Genomic DNA, 17,005 nt, shown 5'->3' with positions numbered 1-17,005 from the left:
CCGCGTGGCACTTTAGAATGCCCGGACTTGCAATTAATATAAGTTTAGCACTCGTGGACAATGCTCATTTACGTTTAAAGCATACTTTATGCCTAACTTTGTATTTCAGCCTTAGCTATGACACACGAATTCCGTACCATTATTCAAACCGCTTATACGTATTTTCAAACCAACACGGCTTGTGTTATGGCCAGTGTGGTGGCTCTTGACGGTTCATCTTATCGTAAACCGGGTGTGCGTATGCTCATTGCTGAAAATGGTACAATGACCGGTGCCGTTAGTGGCGGGTGTGTTGAAAAGGAAGTGCTTTTTCAAGCACAAGAGGTATTTGAAACCGGCAAAGCCAAAATGATGACCTACGACGGTAGGTACCGGCTGGGCTGTGAAGGGATTCTTTATATTCTTATAGAACCCTTACAGATCAATGAAAGCATTTACAACAAGCTGACTAATATTCTTAAACAACGTAAGGACCTACAGCTCACTTCCTATTTTGTTAAAGATACCGAAGCTGTTGTACAAACCTTAGGTACTGTTGTAAAAGCGAACGAGGAAACCTTAGCCTTATCTTCTATTGAAGAAAAGGTGCAATCCACAACAAAGGTTGAGACCTTTACTCAGGTTTTGCCTGCGGTTTTTCAGTTGTTTTTATTTGGTGCCGAACACGATGCGGTACAACTGGGTACGTTAGGTGCTCAGATGGGGTGGGATGTGCGTGTGATCGCCTCTCCTAAAGATCCCAAAACCAAAGCGAATTTTCCGGATGTACAAGAAGTATTGCATCTGCTTCCGGAACAAGCATCGGGTTTACACATCGATGCTGAATCTGCTGTGGTGCTGATGAACCATAATTATGCAACAGACCTCAACTTCTTAGTTAATATTTTGGATAAGCAGCCGCAGTATATAGGCATTTTAGGTAGTTCAAAGCGTAGAGAAAAGTTGTTTAACGAACTCATAGACTACAAGCCAGATCTGGATGCCACGGTACTTGATCGCATCTACGGCCCTGCGGGAATAGATATTGGTGCCATCACTCCGCAAGAAATTGCATTATCGGTACTCGCAGAAATACTCGCTGTAAAACGCAAACGCGAGGTTTCTTCTTTGCGTGATAAAATAGGAAGTATTCATAAAGAAGTTTAAATTGTCGAACTTAACAAGCTGCCTTAAACTCGTATTGGTTTGGGCATAGCTCATAAACAACTTCGTTGCAAACCTATGCGATTTGCGCTGAAGGTAAACCTTTAATCTCACGCCGAATCTCACAAAGTTTAGCATATAGTGCAGTCAAAAAAACGCCCTGCAACAATTAAGCTACAGGACGTTTCAATATTGAAATTAGAAAGCGTTAAGCTGCTTCTTCTTTTTTTACAATCATCTTCTCCGGCGTTAACGGAAGGTCGCGCATACGCTTTCCGGTTGCATTGAACACTGCATTTGCAATAGAAGCCGCAACACTCGTGATCCCAAGTTCGCCTATACCTTTGATCCCCATTTTATTAGCGATCTTATCTTCTTCGGGAAGATACACCACATCAATATTTGCCATATCTAGATTTACCGGTACATGGTAATCTGCAAACGACCGGGTGATAAAGTTCCCAAAATTAGGCTCCACTTCTGTACGCTCGGCAATTGCCATTCCTGCCCCCATCACACAACCTCCTATGATCTGCCCGAATGCCGTTTTAGGGTTTAGGATTTTTCCGCAGCTTGCAACGTTAAGCATACGCTTGATGCGAAAAACACCTGTATCTTTATCAACCCACACTTCGGTAAAATTGGCTCCAAAAGAAAACACACTGTGCGCTTTATACTCTTCGTCTGGTTCTGCAGTGCCTTCGGCTTCCAAAGTGCTTAATTGCGCGGCTTTCATTAAAGCAACAGTAGTCGTGGCGGCAGTTTCACCGGCTTTATCTTTTAAGTCTTTTAGTGCTTGTTCGCACGCGGCACGAGCCCCATTAGCAAACGAAGCAGCTCCCCAAGAACCTCCCGAACCGGGCGTTACGGGGTATTCAGAATCTCCTAATTCCACATCTACCTGCTCCACCGGAATATCCAAATATTCTGAAACGGTCTGCGCCAAGATCGTATAGCTACCGGTACCTATATCGGTAGCATCCATTTGTAAGGTGGCCCAAACGGTATCGTTCTTCAACTCCAGTATGACTTTCGCCGAAGTTTTCATATAAGGTGCGCGTCGGGAAGCTGCGCTGACCCCGTAACCTACCAGCCAATTACCTTCAGACTTTGATGCGGGTTTCTGAGGGCGGTTTTCCCATCCAAATTCTTTAGCCCCCAGACGCAAACATTCGTTCAGCAAGCGTGAGGAAAAAGGTTTGCCGTTACTGGGGTCTACCTGCGTATCATTTTTGATTCTAAAGGCAATGGGATCCATATTTAATTTGAAAGCCATTTCATCCATAGCTGACTCGAGTGCGAAGCTTCCTGTAGCCTCTCCCGGAGCCCGCATTGCAAAGGGGGTTTGCAGGTTCATTGGCATCAAGCGGTGCGTTACACTGTTGTTAGGCGTTTTATATAACATCTTAGTAACCGTCCCGCAGGCCTCCTGATATTGCTCATAGGTTGAGGTGTGCGAAAGCGTATCGTGCGAAAGCGCAGTTAAGGTTCCGTCGCTTTTTGCACCTATTTTAATGCGTTGTTCATTACGCTGACGCAAATTAGTATTCGTAAACATTTGATTACGCGAAACCGTCAGTTGCACGGGGCGATTAATAGCTTTAGAGGCCATAAGCGCCAAAATCACGTGCTGCTTGGCTGCGAGTTTAGAACCAAAGCCACCACCTACATAAGGCGACATTACCCGTACGTTCTTTTTATCGATCTGAAAGGTGTCGGCAATGGTGGTTGCTGCGTTATCGATCATTTGCTGACTGGCGTAGGCTTGTACATTGCCGCCATTCCACGAACCAATGATCGCGTGCAGTTCCATAGGATGGTGATGTTCTATGGGCGTAATATAGGTTTCATCTAACGTAACATCAGCCTCCGCAAGACCTTCAGCAACATTACCTCTGCTGTAATCAGACTGCTCCGTGGGAGTATATGCCTTTCCTTTTGAATCTTCAAAGTCAATATCCGGCGTTTCTTGCGAATACGTATACTTTAGCAATCTTGCGGCGTATTGCGCTTGTTCAAAGGTTTCAGCAACCACAAGTCCTACATATTCTCCGTAGTAATGCACCTGATCACTTTGCAATACCGGTTGAATACTTGTAGTAGATAACGGGTGTAAATCTTTATCGTATTGTGCCAAGCGTTCTGCATTCTTATAGGTGATCACGGCAAGCACGCCCGGTTGTGCTTCGGCCTCCGCGGTATCAATGCCAGTAATGCGACCTTTAGCAATCGTACTGTTGATCCCTTGTGCATAGACCAGATTCTTGACCTTAAATTCCGAGGCATATTTCGCCATTCCGGTAACTTTAAGCTTCCCTTCTACCCGATCTATTGGGTTTCCGGTTCCTTTTGATGTATCTAAATTCATAATGTTGTTTTTCGGTTAGGCTTCTTTTGAATAGGCTTGTTCTAGGGTACGTACAATGGCTTTAATTCCCATAGGGACTTTATACGCGTTGTGTTCTAGTGTGCGGGCATCGGCAAGTGCCAATTGTGCGGCTTCCTCAAAATTCTCCGTAGTAGGCTCTTTTCCTATTAAATAATCTTCTGCTGCGGTAAGCTTCCAGGGTTTATGTGCCACGCCACCCATCGCCAGAACAACATCGGTGATCACACCACCTCTTATTTTTAAACCTGCCGCTACCGAAAGAATCGCAAAAGCATAACTAGAGCGCTCCCGGATCTTTAAATAATGATAGTGTTGCGTAAACTGGGGTTTAGGCAGTTCGATCGCTGTGATGAGTTCGCCAGGTTCAAGGGTATTGTCTAATTCCGGTTGTTTGCCCGGTAAACGGTGAAAATCTGAAAAATCAATAGTCCGCTCGCTACCGTCTGGGGTTTGCACAGTTACCATAGCTTCCAGCGCGGCAAGTGCCACGCACATATCTGAAGGGTGTGTCGCAACGCAGCTTTTGCTCCAACCAAATATCGCATGCTGCGCATTGGCTCCATCCAGTGCACCGCAACCGCTTCCCGGTTCGCGTTTATTGCACGGCATGGAAGTCTCAAAGAAATAAGGACAGCGCGTGCGCTGTAACAGATTCCCACCATTGGTGGCCATATTGCGTATCTGTGCAGTTGCTGCCGAAAGCATCGCCATCGATAGCAATGGGTACTGCTTGCGTACCTCAGGATGATTTGCAGTTGCAGCATTGCTTCGGGCCGCCCCAAGTGTGAGTCCGCCCACGGCATTTGAGGTGATGGTATCATTATCAAGATCGGCCACCTCGATCAAATATTCAGGGCGTTCTACATCCTCTTTCATCAGGTCAACCAGATTGGTTCCTCCACCCAGATATTTGGCGTGCTCTTGTTCCTGTACGGCTGCTAAGGCTTGTTGTCTTGTTTTAGCTTCTATATAATTAAAAGGTCTCATAAATACTTTTTAGTTTGTTGGCGTAACCGAAGGAATACTGCTCTAGGGCTCCACCTAAAATTTGATTGTAAATCTCTCGTATGCGTATACGAACTCATTTACTGTTCTCCGGCTTCTTTTAATTCAGCCAGACTAGCAAAGCGCCATTTCGGTTGCTCCTCAACCCCGCTTTGCACTTCTTTCACAGCCTGTACAATGTTGTTATAAGCCCCACAACGACAGATATTACCAGACATCCGCTCTCTGATCTCTTCTTCGCTAAGGTCTAGGTTGGTGGTCACTTTTGTAAAATCTCTGGTGACATAACTGGCCTCTCCTTGTTTAGCCTCGTCTAATAAAGCCACCGATGAACACAACTGTCCCGGGGTGCAATAGCCACATTGAAAGCCATCATGCTTTAAAAAGGCTTTTTGCATAGGGTGTAAACCGGCAGTATTGGCCAGACCTTCAACGGTCTTGATCTTTTTGTCTTTACACGTTGCTGCAAGCGTCAAGCAAGAGAGTTTACGCTTTCCATCTATCATTACCGTACACGCTCCACATTGTCCGTGATCACAACCTTTTTTGGTCCCGGTAAGTTGTAAATGCTCGCGCAAGGCATCAAGCAAGGTAGTACGGGAATCTAGTGTTAATGGATTTTGCTTTCCGTTAACTTGTAGATTCACTTCAACCTTGTTCAATAAGGCGTCTAAATCGTCTTTTGAGGTTCCGGCTTGGGTTTGCGCAAGCAATTCTGAAGAGAAATACGGCGTAGCCATAACGCTCATACTGGCAGCAGAGATCTGCCCTAAGAACTTTCGGCGCGAATCGCCAAAGATGCCCAGCTGATCTAGAATTTCTACTTCATCATCAGTGAGTTGAGCTTCCTTTAGCGGTTGATGTACTTTTTGTTTTTTCATAGTTTACTGTTGAAGTTTTTCGGTTTTTAGCGTGATCAAGAAGACCAAAAGATTCGGTACACCTTTAAATACGCCAGTTTTCGAGCCTTAAGTCTTCAAGATATCAATAATAGTCGCCACCGGCCTTTACACTGCTCCCAAAACATTCTTAAGAAAATCCCTAAAAAGTCATAAACTTTCAAGCCTAAAGATTTGCCTAAATGAGTTTTAATACGGAAATTTTAAATCTTAATCGTAAACCTATGCGTCGCTGTTTCTTTCTTCCATTGCTCATTGTGCTGCTGGCTACTTCTATACTTACAGCTCAGGAAACCCATAAATACACCAACAAACTTATAGAAGAAACGAGTCCGTATTTGTTGCAACACGCGCACAATCCGGTAGACTGGCAACCGTGGAGTGATGCGGCGTTTGCCCAAGCCAAAAAAGAAAACAAACTGGTCGTGGTGAGTATAGGCTACTCGTCGTGCCACTGGTGTCACGTGATGGAAGAAGAAACCTTTTCGCAGGAAGATGTGGCGCAGGTGATGAACCAGAACTTTATCAATATCAAAGTAGATCGCGAAGAGCGACCTGATGTAGATCAAGTTTATATGAAAGCGGTACAACTCATCACGGGCAAAGGAGGTTGGCCGCTGAACGTGATCGTGTTACCCGATGGAAAACCTTTGTATGGCGGCACCTACCATAAAAAAGAAGAATGGCTGCAGCTGCTCAACAGCTTATCAAAAACCTATGCCGAAAAACCCGAACAAGCGGCTGCTTTTGCGCAGCGCCTCACTACCGGAATTCAAGAAGAACAACAGCAGGCTGCGGCAAATACCAGCGTGCAGTACCGGCCGCAGCTTATAGAAACTCTGTTCAACACCTACCAACAAGAATGGGATATGGAAAATGGAGGGCGTAAGGGTTTTGAAAAGTTTATGCTTCCTGCGCATCTCAGCCTGTTGCTCGATTATGTGAGCCTTACTCAAGATGCGAAATCTAAAGCCTTTTTAGAGCAAACCCTTGATGCCATTGCAATGCGCGGCGTGTATGATCACGTTTCCGGAGGTTTTTTTAGATACAGCGTAGACCCGCTGTGGAAGATTCCGCATTTTGAGAAAATGCTGTCAGACAACGCCCAACTTATAAGCGTATATGCCAGAGCCTATACCTTGTTTGACAAACCCATCTACCGCCAACGCGCAGAAGAAACCATCACTTTTCTCAACAACCAATTCAAAACGAAAGAAGGCAGCTTTATCGCCGCTCTGGATGCCGACAGTGATGGCAAAGAAGGAGGCTATTACCTGTATAATGCCAATCAACTGGAGAGCGACATTACTACCGAAAAGGAACTTTTTGACGCCTATTATACCAAAGAGCCGCTCTCTCGATTTGAGACCGATATTCTACACCTCTTCCCTACACAAACCGATGCAGCCTTTGCCGAAACGCATAAGCTTTCTGCTGCACATTTAGCCCAACTCATCACCCAATGGAAAAGCGAATTGCAACAGATGCGCAGTACCCGAAGCCTGCCGCGTGCCGATGATAAGATCATCGTTCCCTGGAATGCGATGATGATCTCCGGTTTGGTGGCCGCAGCCCATAGTTTTGAGCAACCCGATTATCTTAAACAAGCTGAAGCGCTTTACTCGGTTTTAATGCAAAATGCTTTCAAAAACGGAACCTTAATGCATTCGTATAAAGCCCATAGCGATATAGCACCGGCATTTCTTGATGATTATGTGTTTATGAGTCAAGCTGCCCTGGACCTATATAGCAGTACCACAAATACGGAGTATCTGGAAAACCTAAACCAACTCATCAACGATATCCAAACAAATTTTAAAGACGCGAATTCGCCCTTTTATACCTTTAACACCGGCGACGAACTCATCACGAACATCATCACGACCAATGATGGCGTGCAACCCTCGGCCAATGCCTTGCTGGCGCAATTACTGTTTAAACTGGGGCATCTCAATTACAACACCGCCTATCTTGAGCAGGCCAAAGCGATGCTTCTGGCAATGCACGACAACCTAAAAGAGCAGCCCTGGAGTTATACCCAATGGCTTGCCCTGGCCGTACAGCATAGTTATCCTTTTTATGAAATTGCCGTAGTAGGTCCTGATGCCGTACAACGCATTGACGAATTTAGCAGACAACCGGTGGCCAACCGCCTGCTCATAGGCACTACCGTAGATAGCGAGCTCGCACTGTTTGAATCACGCTTTGTACCCGAAAAAACCTATATCTACGTCTGCGAAGGCCGCGCCTGTAAACTTCCCGTCACCACCGTAGCACAAGCTTTAGAACAATTAGAAGTTGTGGAGGGGTTTGGGTTTTAGATTCTAGACTTTAGATTTGAGACGTTAGATGTTAGAATAAAGAGAATAGAACAGAGAGGAAAGACGGATCAACAGTTGGCAGTAGCAGTTTGCAGTTTTTTGTTTGTGGTTTACTGTTTTCAGTATTTCTCCCTGTGATGTGATGCTGAAACTAGTTCAGCATGACGCTTTTGTTATTTCGATCAAGTTACCTCTCCCAATGTTTTCGCGCTGCTTGTCCCAATGAAGATTGGGAATTGTATCGCGTGTTAGTAGTACGTATTGTCATTTCGAGCGCAGTCGAGAAATCGCATCTGAAGCGCACTGCATCAAAAGCCCTCATCCCCAGCCCTTCTGTTAGCTTGTTGTGTGATCTTCCCGATAGTTGTCGAGACTATTCGAGATGACTGAGCATTTACATACCCGAAGGGTTACACAGAAAAGTAGCTTTTGAATCCATTTATCATTTTGAACCCATTTGTCATTTCGAGCGCAGTCGAGAAATCGCATCTGGTGCGCACTGCATCAAAACCCCTCATCCCCAACCCTTCTCCCGCAAGAGAAGGGAGTTTGATTCCTCTTCCATTTAAAAATCACAACACCCATACCCGAAGGGTTTAATTTCCTTTTGGTCAGTATAGCAAGGGCATCCCGTTAAGAATTTCTGAAGCCTTGGAAGAAATTTAGGGATGCGCTTGAGGTTTTTGCGATAGCAAAAAATACCTATCCAAAAGGCGTCGTTTCTTTTGGTTCGTTTTCTTTAGACGAGTAAAGAAAATGAACAAACATGAATTGAAAAAATAAACTTCTATTCAACTTTCCTTTCTTTTTTGCATCGCCCAAAAAAGAAACAAAAAAGTCTAGGCTTATTTTTACATCCTTGAAAACTACGCAAATCCTTTATCCCGCGGATAGCAAACCGCTGCGCTAGGCTATCCTCCGCACCCATCGCTGCAGGCTTTGCTTGTTTTACTACAGATGTAAAAAGTAGGCCGGTTCTTATTCAGTAAGCAGTAACAGTTTGCAGTAGCAGTCTTCAATTTGCGGTGGATAGACGGGAGAAAAAAAGAGGATAGAATAAAGGGAAAAGACAAATTACTCATACCCGAAGGGTTACACGAATCCAAAACTCCCTTGGTTCAGAATAGCTGCCAGAAGCTCCGAAGGACAGGAGCGATAGCGACGCGGAGCTGACAAAGCGGTTTTTGCCTGATAAGGCAAAAAATTCCTAAGCAAGGGGGTCTTTTCTTTTGTTACTTTTCTTTGGACAAGCAAAGAAAAGTAAGGAACACCATTAAAACCTAATACTACTCAATTCAACGCTAGGACATTCACACAATCCCGCAATCTTGTACAACCCCTCTCTCAAACTTTAACCCGAAACCCCTTACAAAAAATCAGCTGTTTGTGCATAGAATTGCAGGGTTTGGCATAGTTCGAGAAGAGTTTGCATAGGCTTGCAGGCAAGTTCGAAATTCCCGGGGGTTTCCTTCGGTATTGGTTCGGTATTCCTTCGGTACTGGTTCGGGTCAAAAACGGGGCGACAAACGGCAGGTTTGGAGTCTTAGAGCAGCCTGTTCTTAAAAAATGGGAAATTACCGAACCAAATACGACCCACACTGCACCCTGACCCGAAGAACGTGCCTTTTACCCAATTTACAGAATCCCGTAAGCAAGGTTGAAGATTTATACTGATATTGCTATAAATAATAAAAGTTCCTGTTATTAAGAAACTTATAAGGGTATAATAGGTATATTTAACTTGATATTACGAGTTGGTAATAATGTCTAAAAAAACTCAATGACACCATTTCAAATTACATTACACTTTTTGAACAATCAACGTAAGATTGAACAACTCGAGAAATCATTTATAGCAATAGATGAACAGCTTGAGTTATTTGAAAAACAACATTCTAGTACAATTAAAAATTATTTAAAAAGTTGGCAAGAAGAATTAGACGCTTTAACTGAACGGTATAAAAAATCGGAAAAAAGTGCTCAACAAAAATATGATGAAACAATTGGTGATAGTGATCCTAAAGACCAAAACAACATTGCTTACGCTACTCATATTTCAGGAATAGACTATTTAGCACACAAAAAACAAGAGGATATTGAAGAGATAAAAGCTAAATATTCAGATTTTTTAGACCTTTTTAGTAAGTCTACCTTAATTGGACTTTACTCATTAAATGAAAATTTTTTAAGTAAAATATGTGAGTTGTCTTCGCAAACATTTACAAAAAAAATAAAGCTTTCACATTTTAGTCAGAGAGATTATCTAATATCATCATTTAATTATTTAGAATTAGTTATAGATATACCAATTGAACCATTTGAAAAGTATATATCCAAACTAAAAGATATTCAATCCATAAGAAATAAAATAATTCACGAAGGCTCTGAAATTAAAGACATTTCGATTTTAAAAACCATAGAAAAGTATTCACCGAATTTTTTATATGACCAAGAAAAAGAATTTTTAAGAATTGTAAGTTCTAACTTCAATAAAGACTTTTTTGAACTATTAAAAAACCTTTATCAAGAATTATTATGGCAATTAGAGGAAAGACAAAAATATAAAACGATAAAAGATATACTTGAAAATTGGTTTGGACTAATTGAGGGAAAAATAACAATATCAGAAGTCAATTCAACTAAAACATCAAGTAAAAAAAGAACGATTGATTTTAAAATTAGCTCAGATAATGAGAAAATTCCAGAACTGAATGGAAAGTTGTCTTTAGTTAGTAATAAAGGCTACGAAGTTGAAATAATTGACCAATCTGAAAATGAATTGATTAAAGAACTTCTCGAAGCAGAAAAGGATTTAATTAATTTAAATTTAGAATTAAAAACCTTTATGACTTTTGACAAAAATTTAGACATTAGATTATTAATTTATTAAAGAAACACTATTGCCAACATGCCTATAAGTAATTGCTTGTTCTCGCCTACTTCTGAAAATCCTCGCGGATTTTCAGCTTGGTGTGTACTTGCAAAGTTAATTGCTAACCAACGCAACTACTCATAGCCGAAAAAGTTGAAGCACATTTGATGAAAAAATTACAAAAGATAGAAATTATCAATTTGATTGGAAGAGAACTTCAAGACCGAATGAAGTTTGTAGAAATTGATGGCTATTTTGAAAGTTATGGAATTCCAACTAATCACCAACCAACATACAACAGCAAATATGTTTATGTTCAAGAAGTTCTACCTAAAGTAAAAGATGAGATTATATTAGAAATGGCATCGGAATTAGGTCTTGAACATCCAGCTGTCTCCCAAATTCCAATTATAAAAGAAAATGAAGCTACATTTTGGAAACCCGGACATTTTAAACTCTTTATTAGTCATCTAGCTAGTTTTAAAAAAACAATTGGAATTCTAAAGAAAGAACTGGAGAAATATGGGATTTCTTCTTTTGTTGCTCACGAAGACATCGAGCCGACAAAAGAATGGCAAGACGAAATCGAAAAGGGATTATTCTCGATGGATGCACTTTGTGCAGTTCTTATGCCTGGATTTAAGGATAGTAATTGGACTGACCAAGAAGTTGGAGTTGCAATTGGAAGAAATGTTTTAATCATTCCAATTCGAAAAGAACTTGATCCTTATGGATTTATTGGGAAATTTCAGGGATTTCAAGCTGTGGGTAAGAATGTTGGACAAGTTGCCGAAGGAATTTTTGAGATAATATCAACCAACATTAAGACAAAAACTAAATATTTAAATACTCTGGTTGAATTAATTTTACTTTCAAACACTTCAAATCAGGCGATAGAAAGACTTAATGCGTTAGAAAAGATTAAAGATTTGCCCAAAGAAAAAGTGGAATATTTACAAGATAAAATAGTGGATAACGAGAATCTAAAAGAAACAAGATTTTTAAACCCATTTAATAAAATAGCTTGGCAATACGAACTTGAAGGTTTGAGTTTAAAATCTTTCGAAAAAGAGAATGAAGAGGATTATGATGATTTACCATTTTAATAACAAAAAACAGTTATAACAGCGTCTCAAATTTATTGCTTCAATAATCCTCTCAGTTTATTTGGGCAACTTTACTATATTTAAGTCTGGCGGAAAAGTCCTGCGGATGTTTTCCGCAATGAAATCATAGCCAAAACAGTTGCCCGTAAAATAAACCAACAAAAACCATAATTATTAAATGAGCGAAGAATTAGAAACGACTTCAGGACAACAATATTTGGATAAAGATTTTAGTGTTGAACTGAATTTTAAATTTTGGACAACAAAAGGAGCTAGATTTGTTGCTAGTCATAGACTTAAATCCATAAATAAACTTTCTTCATATTCATTAGGTTTTTTGTCTGCTTACTTAATAATTCTTGGACTTTTAAGTGTATTTGAAATTGGACCAGAATTACTGATTTCAACAAAACATTTTGCTCTTATCTCAACAAGTCTTTCGATTTTAATACTCGTATTTAGTCAATTGGAAGGTTCAAATGATTATCGTTTACGAGCAGAAAAATTTCACGATTGCGCTTTAGAAATAAGTGAACTTTATAATAAACTGCGTTATTTGAAAACAAGTTCAATGAAACAGGACGATATAAATAAACTTTCGGAAGAATTATCAATTGAATACTCAAATGTTTTGAAAAAATATGAAAATCACAAATACATAGATTTTTTGGTGTTTCAAACTACTAAAAATGACTATTTCAAACTTAACTTGCTGAATTTCGGAATTATCAGATTAAGATATTATTGGAGCACACAATTTTTATATCATGTTTTAATAATTCTACCACCGATTTTAATTTATTGGTTAGTAAAATGAAATAAACACTACTGCAACAGTTTATCCTATAAAAACGCATAGTCCAACTCTCTAAAATAAATAATTACTTCTAGCAAAACACAAACTATGGGCACTTGGGGACCAGCACTTTTTTCAGATGATCTTGCTATTGAGGTTAAGAGTGCTTTTAAAGATAAGATCGCTTTAGCGCTTTCAAAAGAAGCGGCTACACAATACTAAAAATCCATGAAACTAAAACTAACACTTCCCTTTTTGATTATTTGTTGGGCTAAAATGCTTGCGTGTGAATGCGCCTATGAACCTGACTTCCAAACGAAAAAAGATCTAGAAGAATATCGCTTTATAGCTCACGTAAAGGTTAAGGGTGTAGAAGCCGCAGCCGGTATTGATTCAGAATGGCCTATTCACCAAATGAACTTTGAACTTTTAGAACTTTATAAAGGTGCACCAATAAAAGAGATTCTTGTTTCAGGTTCTCATCCATCCCTTGGGGGTTGGACCTCTTGCGATCTGGTTGAACGTGCTGATGAAGAATGGATCATTTTCGGGTATTATGATGAACATAAAAAAAAGCTAATTACAGGGTATTGTACACGTTCAAAAAGAATCAAACGAGCCAATGGCTTTGAGGATCTGAAGTACCCTAATCAGCCCACTTTAAAGAAAAAATTACAACAGGTTTTTGATAAAAAAATAAATAAACCTACCTACGAAGGAGCGCACATTGTGTATTATCCTAATGGGAACAAACAAGTGGAAGAGCATTATGAAAATGGTGTGCTAAACGGTAAGCGGTTGTTATATTATCCTAATGAAACGCTTCAAAGCATTCAACAGTATAGCAATGGCGCAAAAACCGGAAAATTTAAATGGTATTCTGATAAAGAGCAGCTGACCAAAATTGAAACGTTTAAAAATAATATTCCTGTTGACACCACACTCATTTGGCACGAAATCGACACGTCTTATATGAGTTTAAAAATATATTCAGGCCTAAACAACGTAGTTATGGAAGAAGCCAAAAGCATACTAGCTAAGCAAAGCCTCTGGATTCAACGTATATTTAATGAACAGGGAGAACTCCTTTCTAACATTACCTATTACCAAAACGGAATTAAAAATGACGAGCACTTGTATTTTCCTGATCAAAAAAAAGAGCATATCAGATATTACTACAAGAATGGCACATTACGCTCGGAATTGTTTAAAGAAAATGGTTTAAATACTGGCGTTTATAAAGATTGGGATGAGCAAGGGAAATTATTAAGGTCTTGGGAGTACGATGAAAAAGGAGAAGTCATAGAAGGTTCTAGAAAAGATTATTGAAAATAAAAAACTTACCACAACATTTAAATTACTCTTCTTATGCTCGGAATACTACTACTCTATTGGATCGGAAAATACTATTATAAACTCGCAGAAGCCCACGGTAAAAGCAAATGGGGCTATGCGATTCTGGGAATCGTTACCTATTATGCGTGTGCAGTAGTTTCAGGTTTCTTGATGGGTATCTTTATAGAGCTGATCTGGCCGGGCGCCGTAGATACTATCAATGAGTTTTTATTCGGTTTGATGCTGCTTCCTTTTGGTATTGCCGGCACGTATTTATTGTATTACTATTTTAAACGAAGCTGGGAAAGTAAGCCCCCCCAATTGGGTGTTGAAGAATTGGGTGCTGGGGAAGCTACGGAGACAAGGTTTTAAAAACCGCTATTTGGCGATATAAACTAATATTCAAATAATGCAGCAAAAATTTAATCACCAACCTCATATTGTTAGACGTATTCTGGCAGCGCTTATTGATTATGGCCTAATCTACACGTTTATCTATGTATTTTTGATGAGTTTTGGTACACCTACGCCTCTGGGTGGCTATAGCATCACGGGGCTTCCTATGCTTATTCCTATAGCGTTTTGGTTGTTGATGACCGTTGGCTTAGAAAGTGGATTGGGCGGCACTTTAGGCAACTCCATTGTAGGTTTAAAAGTTCTTCCTCAAAATGGTCGTAATCGCAAGCTTAGCTTTTCAGAGTCCTTTAAAAGGCATTTCTTAGACCTGGTTGATATGTCTTTTTTAGGATTGCCTGCGATCCTCTTAATTAAACGAACTGAAAAATGTCAACGCTTTGGAGATCTTTGGGCCAAAACTATTGTGGTTAAAATGAGTTCGCTGGAAAAGCCTGCTAGGATTAGTGAATGATACGTATTAAGATATACGTACCTAGTGAAATAAACGTATTGTAAAGTCAAAAAGAGGATCGCCAAAAGCTATCCTCTTTTTTAATAGCGTCCTGCTTTAAACAAGACTCCTGTGCTAAGCTCCTCTGGGAGCCACTAAAAACAACAAGTATTTAGGGGTGAAACTATTCTTGTGCTTTTTTAAAGGTTTCAAAAGCTTGTAAGGCCTTTGCTGCGTAAAAGTGAGAAGGTCCGCCTCCCATTAGGATAGCCACACCTACCATTTCTGAAAATTCTTCAAGCGTACACCCTAATTTCACACAGTCGTTAACGTGAACGGTAATACAACCTTCGCAACGTGCAGCTATGGCCAGTGCAGACGCGATAAGCTCTTTGGTTTTTCTATCAAGGGCACTATCTTTTAAACTTGCTTTTTGCAAACATGCAAAGGCTTTAAAAACATCTGGTGCATTGTTGATCAAGTGAGGATAAACCTCATTTAATTGAGCTAAACCTTTGTTATAATCTAATTTGATACTCATAATCTAATTGCTTTTTATAATTATTTAAGGGGTTAAGATTGGGTTAGTTGAAGGTCTGTAGCCTGTTCTAATTCTTGCGTTAATTGTGCTTTTGGCATATAGCCCACGTGCTCCCAAACAATGTTATCTTCTTTTAAAAGAAACATCACCGGTACGCTGCGTACGCCAAACTCAGCAGCAATATCCTGATGATTATCCACATTTATTTGCTCTACGTGCAATTGTGATTCAAATTCTTCTGAAAGTTCTTGTACAATTGGGCTCAGCATACGACACGGTGGACACCAGTCGGCATAAAACTGAAGTAGGGTTGGTTTTTCTTGGTCTTTAAAACGATCTGTATACGACATAGTTTTAGGAGTTTAAATGAATGTCTATTTGTTCTTGAAGCACATCGGCTTTAACAATACCAAACTGCCGATAAACTACCGCTCCATTCATCACAAGTAAAGTTTCCGGAGCATCGCTCACCTCAAAGGCTTTTGCAAAAGCTTCTTCTTCGGTATAATTCACTTTGAGCAATTGATACCGAAGGTCTTCTTCTGCATTCAATTGTTGTAAGCTGCGAGACATCAATCGGCTTGCGGCGCAGCCTTCCTTGTAAAAATGAAGCAGTACCGGAGTGGTACTTGCTAGTAGTGTTGCAGGTGTCATCTTATTTTGATTTTGTTTTACAAGCCAAAACTACCACGCCGGTAGGCTCAAAATATGACACAAATCGTGGGAATACTGATACGTTTAAAAACGAATTAAATTAGATTAGCCTAAGAAAGCAACTGATCGTTTAGGTATCGCTTACGGTATTGCAACGGGGTAAAACCCGTTTGTTTCTTGAAGAACCTGCCAAAGTAACTGGGATTAGAGAACAACAGTTGGGCAGCGATTTCTGCAAAGCTTAAATCGGTTTGAATAATGAGCGCTTTAGCGGCAGTACTTAGCTGTGCATTGATAAACGCGCTGGCACTATGCCCCGTCTGCTCCCGCATAGCATCGTTTAAATAATGCGGAGTGACATAAAGCGTACCGGCATAATCTGATACTTGGCGGACTTTTAAATAGTGTTGTTTTACCAGATTTTGAAATTGAGCTACCAATAGCGCCGCTTTAGATTGCGGCTTGGTCTCTTGATCCTGCTTAAACTCATACAGCCGCTCAACCTCAACCAAGAATACATTGAGATAGAGTTTTACCAGTAGATCATCTTTAAACGTACTGCGCCTGCAATAGTCTAATTCCATCTTTTCAATAAGCGGTAAAATGGTTGTACACGCCCCTTTGTTTAATGACATTATGGGACTCTTGGTTGTCATAAAAAATATAAAATTGCTCAACTTGATCTGGTTGCGCAAGCACAGCAAATAATATTCTTCGTCAAAAATGAGATGATAACCCTTAGCATCTTGGGAGCACTTTTGAATTCCGTGTAATTGATTTGCCGCCACAAAATAAAGACTGTGGAATTTTATGTCATAGGTGTGTTCCCCTATTTGCGCGCAAAGTTCGCCGTGTGTAAGCACGATCACCGAGTAGAACTTGCGGCGTTCTAATATTCCGGAAGCCCCTGTTTCCTTAAGCGCCATTTGCTCTAACCGTGTGATCTCAAAAAAGCCCGTTGACTGTTCTGTTTCTGAAGAATGAATTCCTTCACAATATACCCGTTTATCAAAAGGTAAATAATGCCTTCTGAAATCCTTTAAGGTTTCAAGATGAACTATTTCTTGCGGTTTTAATGTATTCATCAGAATCAAAGC

The 17,005-nt window shown here is 40.4% G+C and carries 15 protein-coding genes; 8 read left to right on the top strand and 7 right to left on the bottom strand.

Going from position 1 to position 17,005, the window contains the following annotated elements; translation table 11 throughout:
- Nucleotides 1–117 precede the first annotated feature (117 nt).
- Nucleotides 118–1,146: an XdhC family protein gene (locus HCN54_RS05760; RefSeq protein ID WP_167596923.1), complete on the top strand. Its 1,029-nt coding sequence runs from the start codon at nucleotides 118–120 to the stop codon at nucleotides 1,144–1,146.
- Between the two features lie 205 nt (nucleotides 1,147–1,351).
- Here HCN54_RS05760 and HCN54_RS05755 read toward each other — a convergent pair whose 3' ends face one another.
- The 3 genes from HCN54_RS05755 to HCN54_RS05745 all read right to left on the bottom strand — a co-directional run bounded on the left by HCN54_RS05755 (nucleotide 1,352) and on the right by HCN54_RS05745 (nucleotide 5,418).
- Nucleotides 1,352–3,511, bottom strand: coding sequence for a xanthine dehydrogenase family protein molybdopterin-binding subunit (locus HCN54_RS05755; protein ID WP_167596922.1), 2,160 nt, complete (start codon nucleotides 3,509–3,511; stop codon nucleotides 1,352–1,354).
- Between the two features lie 15 nt (nucleotides 3,512–3,526).
- On the bottom strand, nucleotides 3,527–4,519 hold the full coding sequence (locus HCN54_RS05750; RefSeq protein WP_167596921.1) for an FAD binding domain-containing protein: 993 nt from the start codon (nucleotides 4,517–4,519) through the stop codon (nucleotides 3,527–3,529).
- Between the two features lie 98 nt (nucleotides 4,520–4,617).
- Nucleotides 4,618–5,418, bottom strand: coding sequence for a 2Fe-2S iron-sulfur cluster-binding protein (locus HCN54_RS05745; RefSeq protein WP_167596920.1), 801 nt, complete (start codon nucleotides 5,416–5,418; stop codon nucleotides 4,618–4,620).
- Between the two features lie 200 nt (nucleotides 5,419–5,618).
- Between HCN54_RS05745 and HCN54_RS05740 the strand changes: the two genes are divergently transcribed.
- The 7 genes from HCN54_RS05740 (at nucleotide 5,619) to HCN54_RS05710 (ending at nucleotide 14,734) form a co-directional block, all read left to right on the top strand.
- Complete coding sequence (locus HCN54_RS05740; protein ID WP_167596919.1) at nucleotides 5,619–7,757, top strand: thioredoxin domain-containing protein; 2,139 nt, start codon at nucleotides 5,619–5,621, stop codon at nucleotides 7,755–7,757.
- A 1,780-nt stretch (nucleotides 7,758–9,537) separates the two neighbouring features.
- Entirely contained in the window at nucleotides 9,538–10,647 is a 1,110-nt protein-coding gene (locus tag HCN54_RS05735; protein WP_167596918.1) for a hypothetical protein, read from the top strand.
- 149 nt (nucleotides 10,648–10,796) lie between these two features.
- Nucleotides 10,797–11,735, top strand: coding sequence for a toll/interleukin-1 receptor domain-containing protein (locus tag HCN54_RS05730; protein WP_167596917.1), 939 nt, complete (start codon nucleotides 10,797–10,799; stop codon nucleotides 11,733–11,735).
- Between the two features lie 178 nt (nucleotides 11,736–11,913).
- Complete coding sequence (locus HCN54_RS05725; RefSeq protein ID WP_167596916.1) at nucleotides 11,914–12,552, top strand: SLATT domain-containing protein; 639 nt, start codon at nucleotides 11,914–11,916, stop codon at nucleotides 12,550–12,552.
- 207 nt (nucleotides 12,553–12,759) lie between these two features.
- Nucleotides 12,760–13,860: a toxin-antitoxin system YwqK family antitoxin gene (locus HCN54_RS05720; RefSeq protein WP_167596915.1), complete on the top strand. Its 1,101-nt coding sequence runs from the start codon at nucleotides 12,760–12,762 to the stop codon at nucleotides 13,858–13,860.
- Nucleotides 13,861–13,899: 39 nt separating this feature from the next.
- Nucleotides 13,900–14,238, top strand: a complete 339-nt coding sequence (locus HCN54_RS05715) for a hypothetical protein (RefSeq protein ID WP_167596914.1) — start codon at nucleotides 13,900–13,902, stop codon at nucleotides 14,236–14,238.
- Between the two features lie 37 nt (nucleotides 14,239–14,275).
- Nucleotides 14,276–14,734, top strand: coding sequence for an RDD family protein (locus tag HCN54_RS05710; RefSeq protein ID WP_167596913.1), 459 nt, complete (start codon nucleotides 14,276–14,278; stop codon nucleotides 14,732–14,734).
- 163 nt (nucleotides 14,735–14,897) lie between these two features.
- Here the strand turns inward: HCN54_RS05710 and HCN54_RS05705 are convergent, their stop codons facing one another.
- The 4 genes from HCN54_RS05705 to HCN54_RS05690 form a co-directional block, all read right to left on the bottom strand.
- A complete protein-coding gene (locus tag HCN54_RS05705) occupies nucleotides 14,898–15,254 on the bottom strand; it encodes a carboxymuconolactone decarboxylase family protein (RefSeq protein WP_167596912.1) in 357 nt (118 codons plus the stop codon).
- A 32-nt stretch (nucleotides 15,255–15,286) separates the two neighbouring features.
- The gene (gene trxA, locus HCN54_RS05700; protein WP_167596911.1) at nucleotides 15,287–15,604 is read right to left on the bottom strand and encodes a thioredoxin; all 318 of its coding nucleotides are present in this window, start codon (nucleotides 15,602–15,604) and stop codon (nucleotides 15,287–15,289) included.
- Between the two features lie 4 nt (nucleotides 15,605–15,608).
- Nucleotides 15,609–15,908 (bottom strand): thioredoxin family protein, encoded by a 300-nt coding sequence (locus HCN54_RS05695; protein ID WP_167596910.1) that lies wholly within the window; start codon nucleotides 15,906–15,908, stop codon nucleotides 15,609–15,611.
- 110 nt (nucleotides 15,909–16,018) lie between these two features.
- On the bottom strand, nucleotides 16,019–16,993 hold the full coding sequence (locus HCN54_RS05690) for a helix-turn-helix domain-containing protein (protein WP_167596909.1): 975 nt from the start codon (nucleotides 16,991–16,993) through the stop codon (nucleotides 16,019–16,021).
- Nucleotides 16,994–17,005 lie beyond the last annotated feature (12 nt).

Origin of the sequence: Leeuwenhoekiella sp. ZYFB001 (assembly GCF_011784865.1) — a bacterium.
In the GTDB taxonomy this organism is placed as follows: domain Bacteria; phylum Bacteroidota; class Bacteroidia; order Flavobacteriales; family Flavobacteriaceae; genus Leeuwenhoekiella; species Leeuwenhoekiella palythoae.
This window is presented reverse-complemented; position numbering and strand designations above follow the sequence as displayed.

What these genes read in the sequence shown, in the direction of transcription:
- HCN54_RS05760 (WP_167596923.1), top strand. Translation starts at nt 118, where the DNA reads ATGACACACGAATTCCGTACCATTATTCAAACCGCTTATACGTATTTT.
- HCN54_RS05755 (WP_167596922.1), bottom strand. Translation starts at nt 3,511, where the DNA reads ATGAATTTAGATACATCAAAAGGAACCGGAAACCCAATAGATCGGGTA.
- HCN54_RS05750 (WP_167596921.1), bottom strand. Translation starts at nt 4,519, where the DNA reads ATGAGACCTTTTAATTATATAGAAGCTAAAACAAGACAACAAGCCTTA.
- HCN54_RS05745 (WP_167596920.1), bottom strand. Translation starts at nt 5,418, where the DNA reads ATGAAAAAACAAAAAGTACATCAACCGCTAAAGGAAGCTCAACTCACT.
- HCN54_RS05740 (WP_167596919.1), top strand. Translation starts at nt 5,619, where the DNA reads ATGAGTTTTAATACGGAAATTTTAAATCTTAATCGTAAACCTATGCGT.
- HCN54_RS05735 (WP_167596918.1), top strand. Translation starts at nt 9,538, where the DNA reads ATGACACCATTTCAAATTACATTACACTTTTTGAACAATCAACGTAAG.
- HCN54_RS05730 (WP_167596917.1), top strand. Translation starts at nt 10,797, where the DNA reads ATGAAAAAATTACAAAAGATAGAAATTATCAATTTGATTGGAAGAGAA.
- HCN54_RS05725 (WP_167596916.1), top strand. Translation starts at nt 11,914, where the DNA reads ATGAGCGAAGAATTAGAAACGACTTCAGGACAACAATATTTGGATAAA.
- HCN54_RS05720 (WP_167596915.1), top strand. Translation starts at nt 12,760, where the DNA reads ATGAAACTAAAACTAACACTTCCCTTTTTGATTATTTGTTGGGCTAAA.
- HCN54_RS05715 (WP_167596914.1), top strand. Translation starts at nt 13,900, where the DNA reads ATGCTCGGAATACTACTACTCTATTGGATCGGAAAATACTATTATAAA.
- HCN54_RS05710 (WP_167596913.1), top strand. Translation starts at nt 14,276, where the DNA reads ATGCAGCAAAAATTTAATCACCAACCTCATATTGTTAGACGTATTCTG.
- HCN54_RS05705 (WP_167596912.1), bottom strand. Translation starts at nt 15,254, where the DNA reads ATGAGTATCAAATTAGATTATAACAAAGGTTTAGCTCAATTAAATGAG.
- trxA (WP_167596911.1), bottom strand. Translation starts at nt 15,604, where the DNA reads ATGTCGTATACAGATCGTTTTAAAGACCAAGAAAAACCAACCCTACTT.
- HCN54_RS05695 (WP_167596910.1), bottom strand. Translation starts at nt 15,908, where the DNA reads ATGACACCTGCAACACTACTAGCAAGTACCACTCCGGTACTGCTTCAT.
- HCN54_RS05690 (WP_167596909.1), bottom strand. Translation starts at nt 16,993, where the DNA reads ATGAATACATTAAAACCGCAAGAAATAGTTCATCTTGAAACCTTAAAG.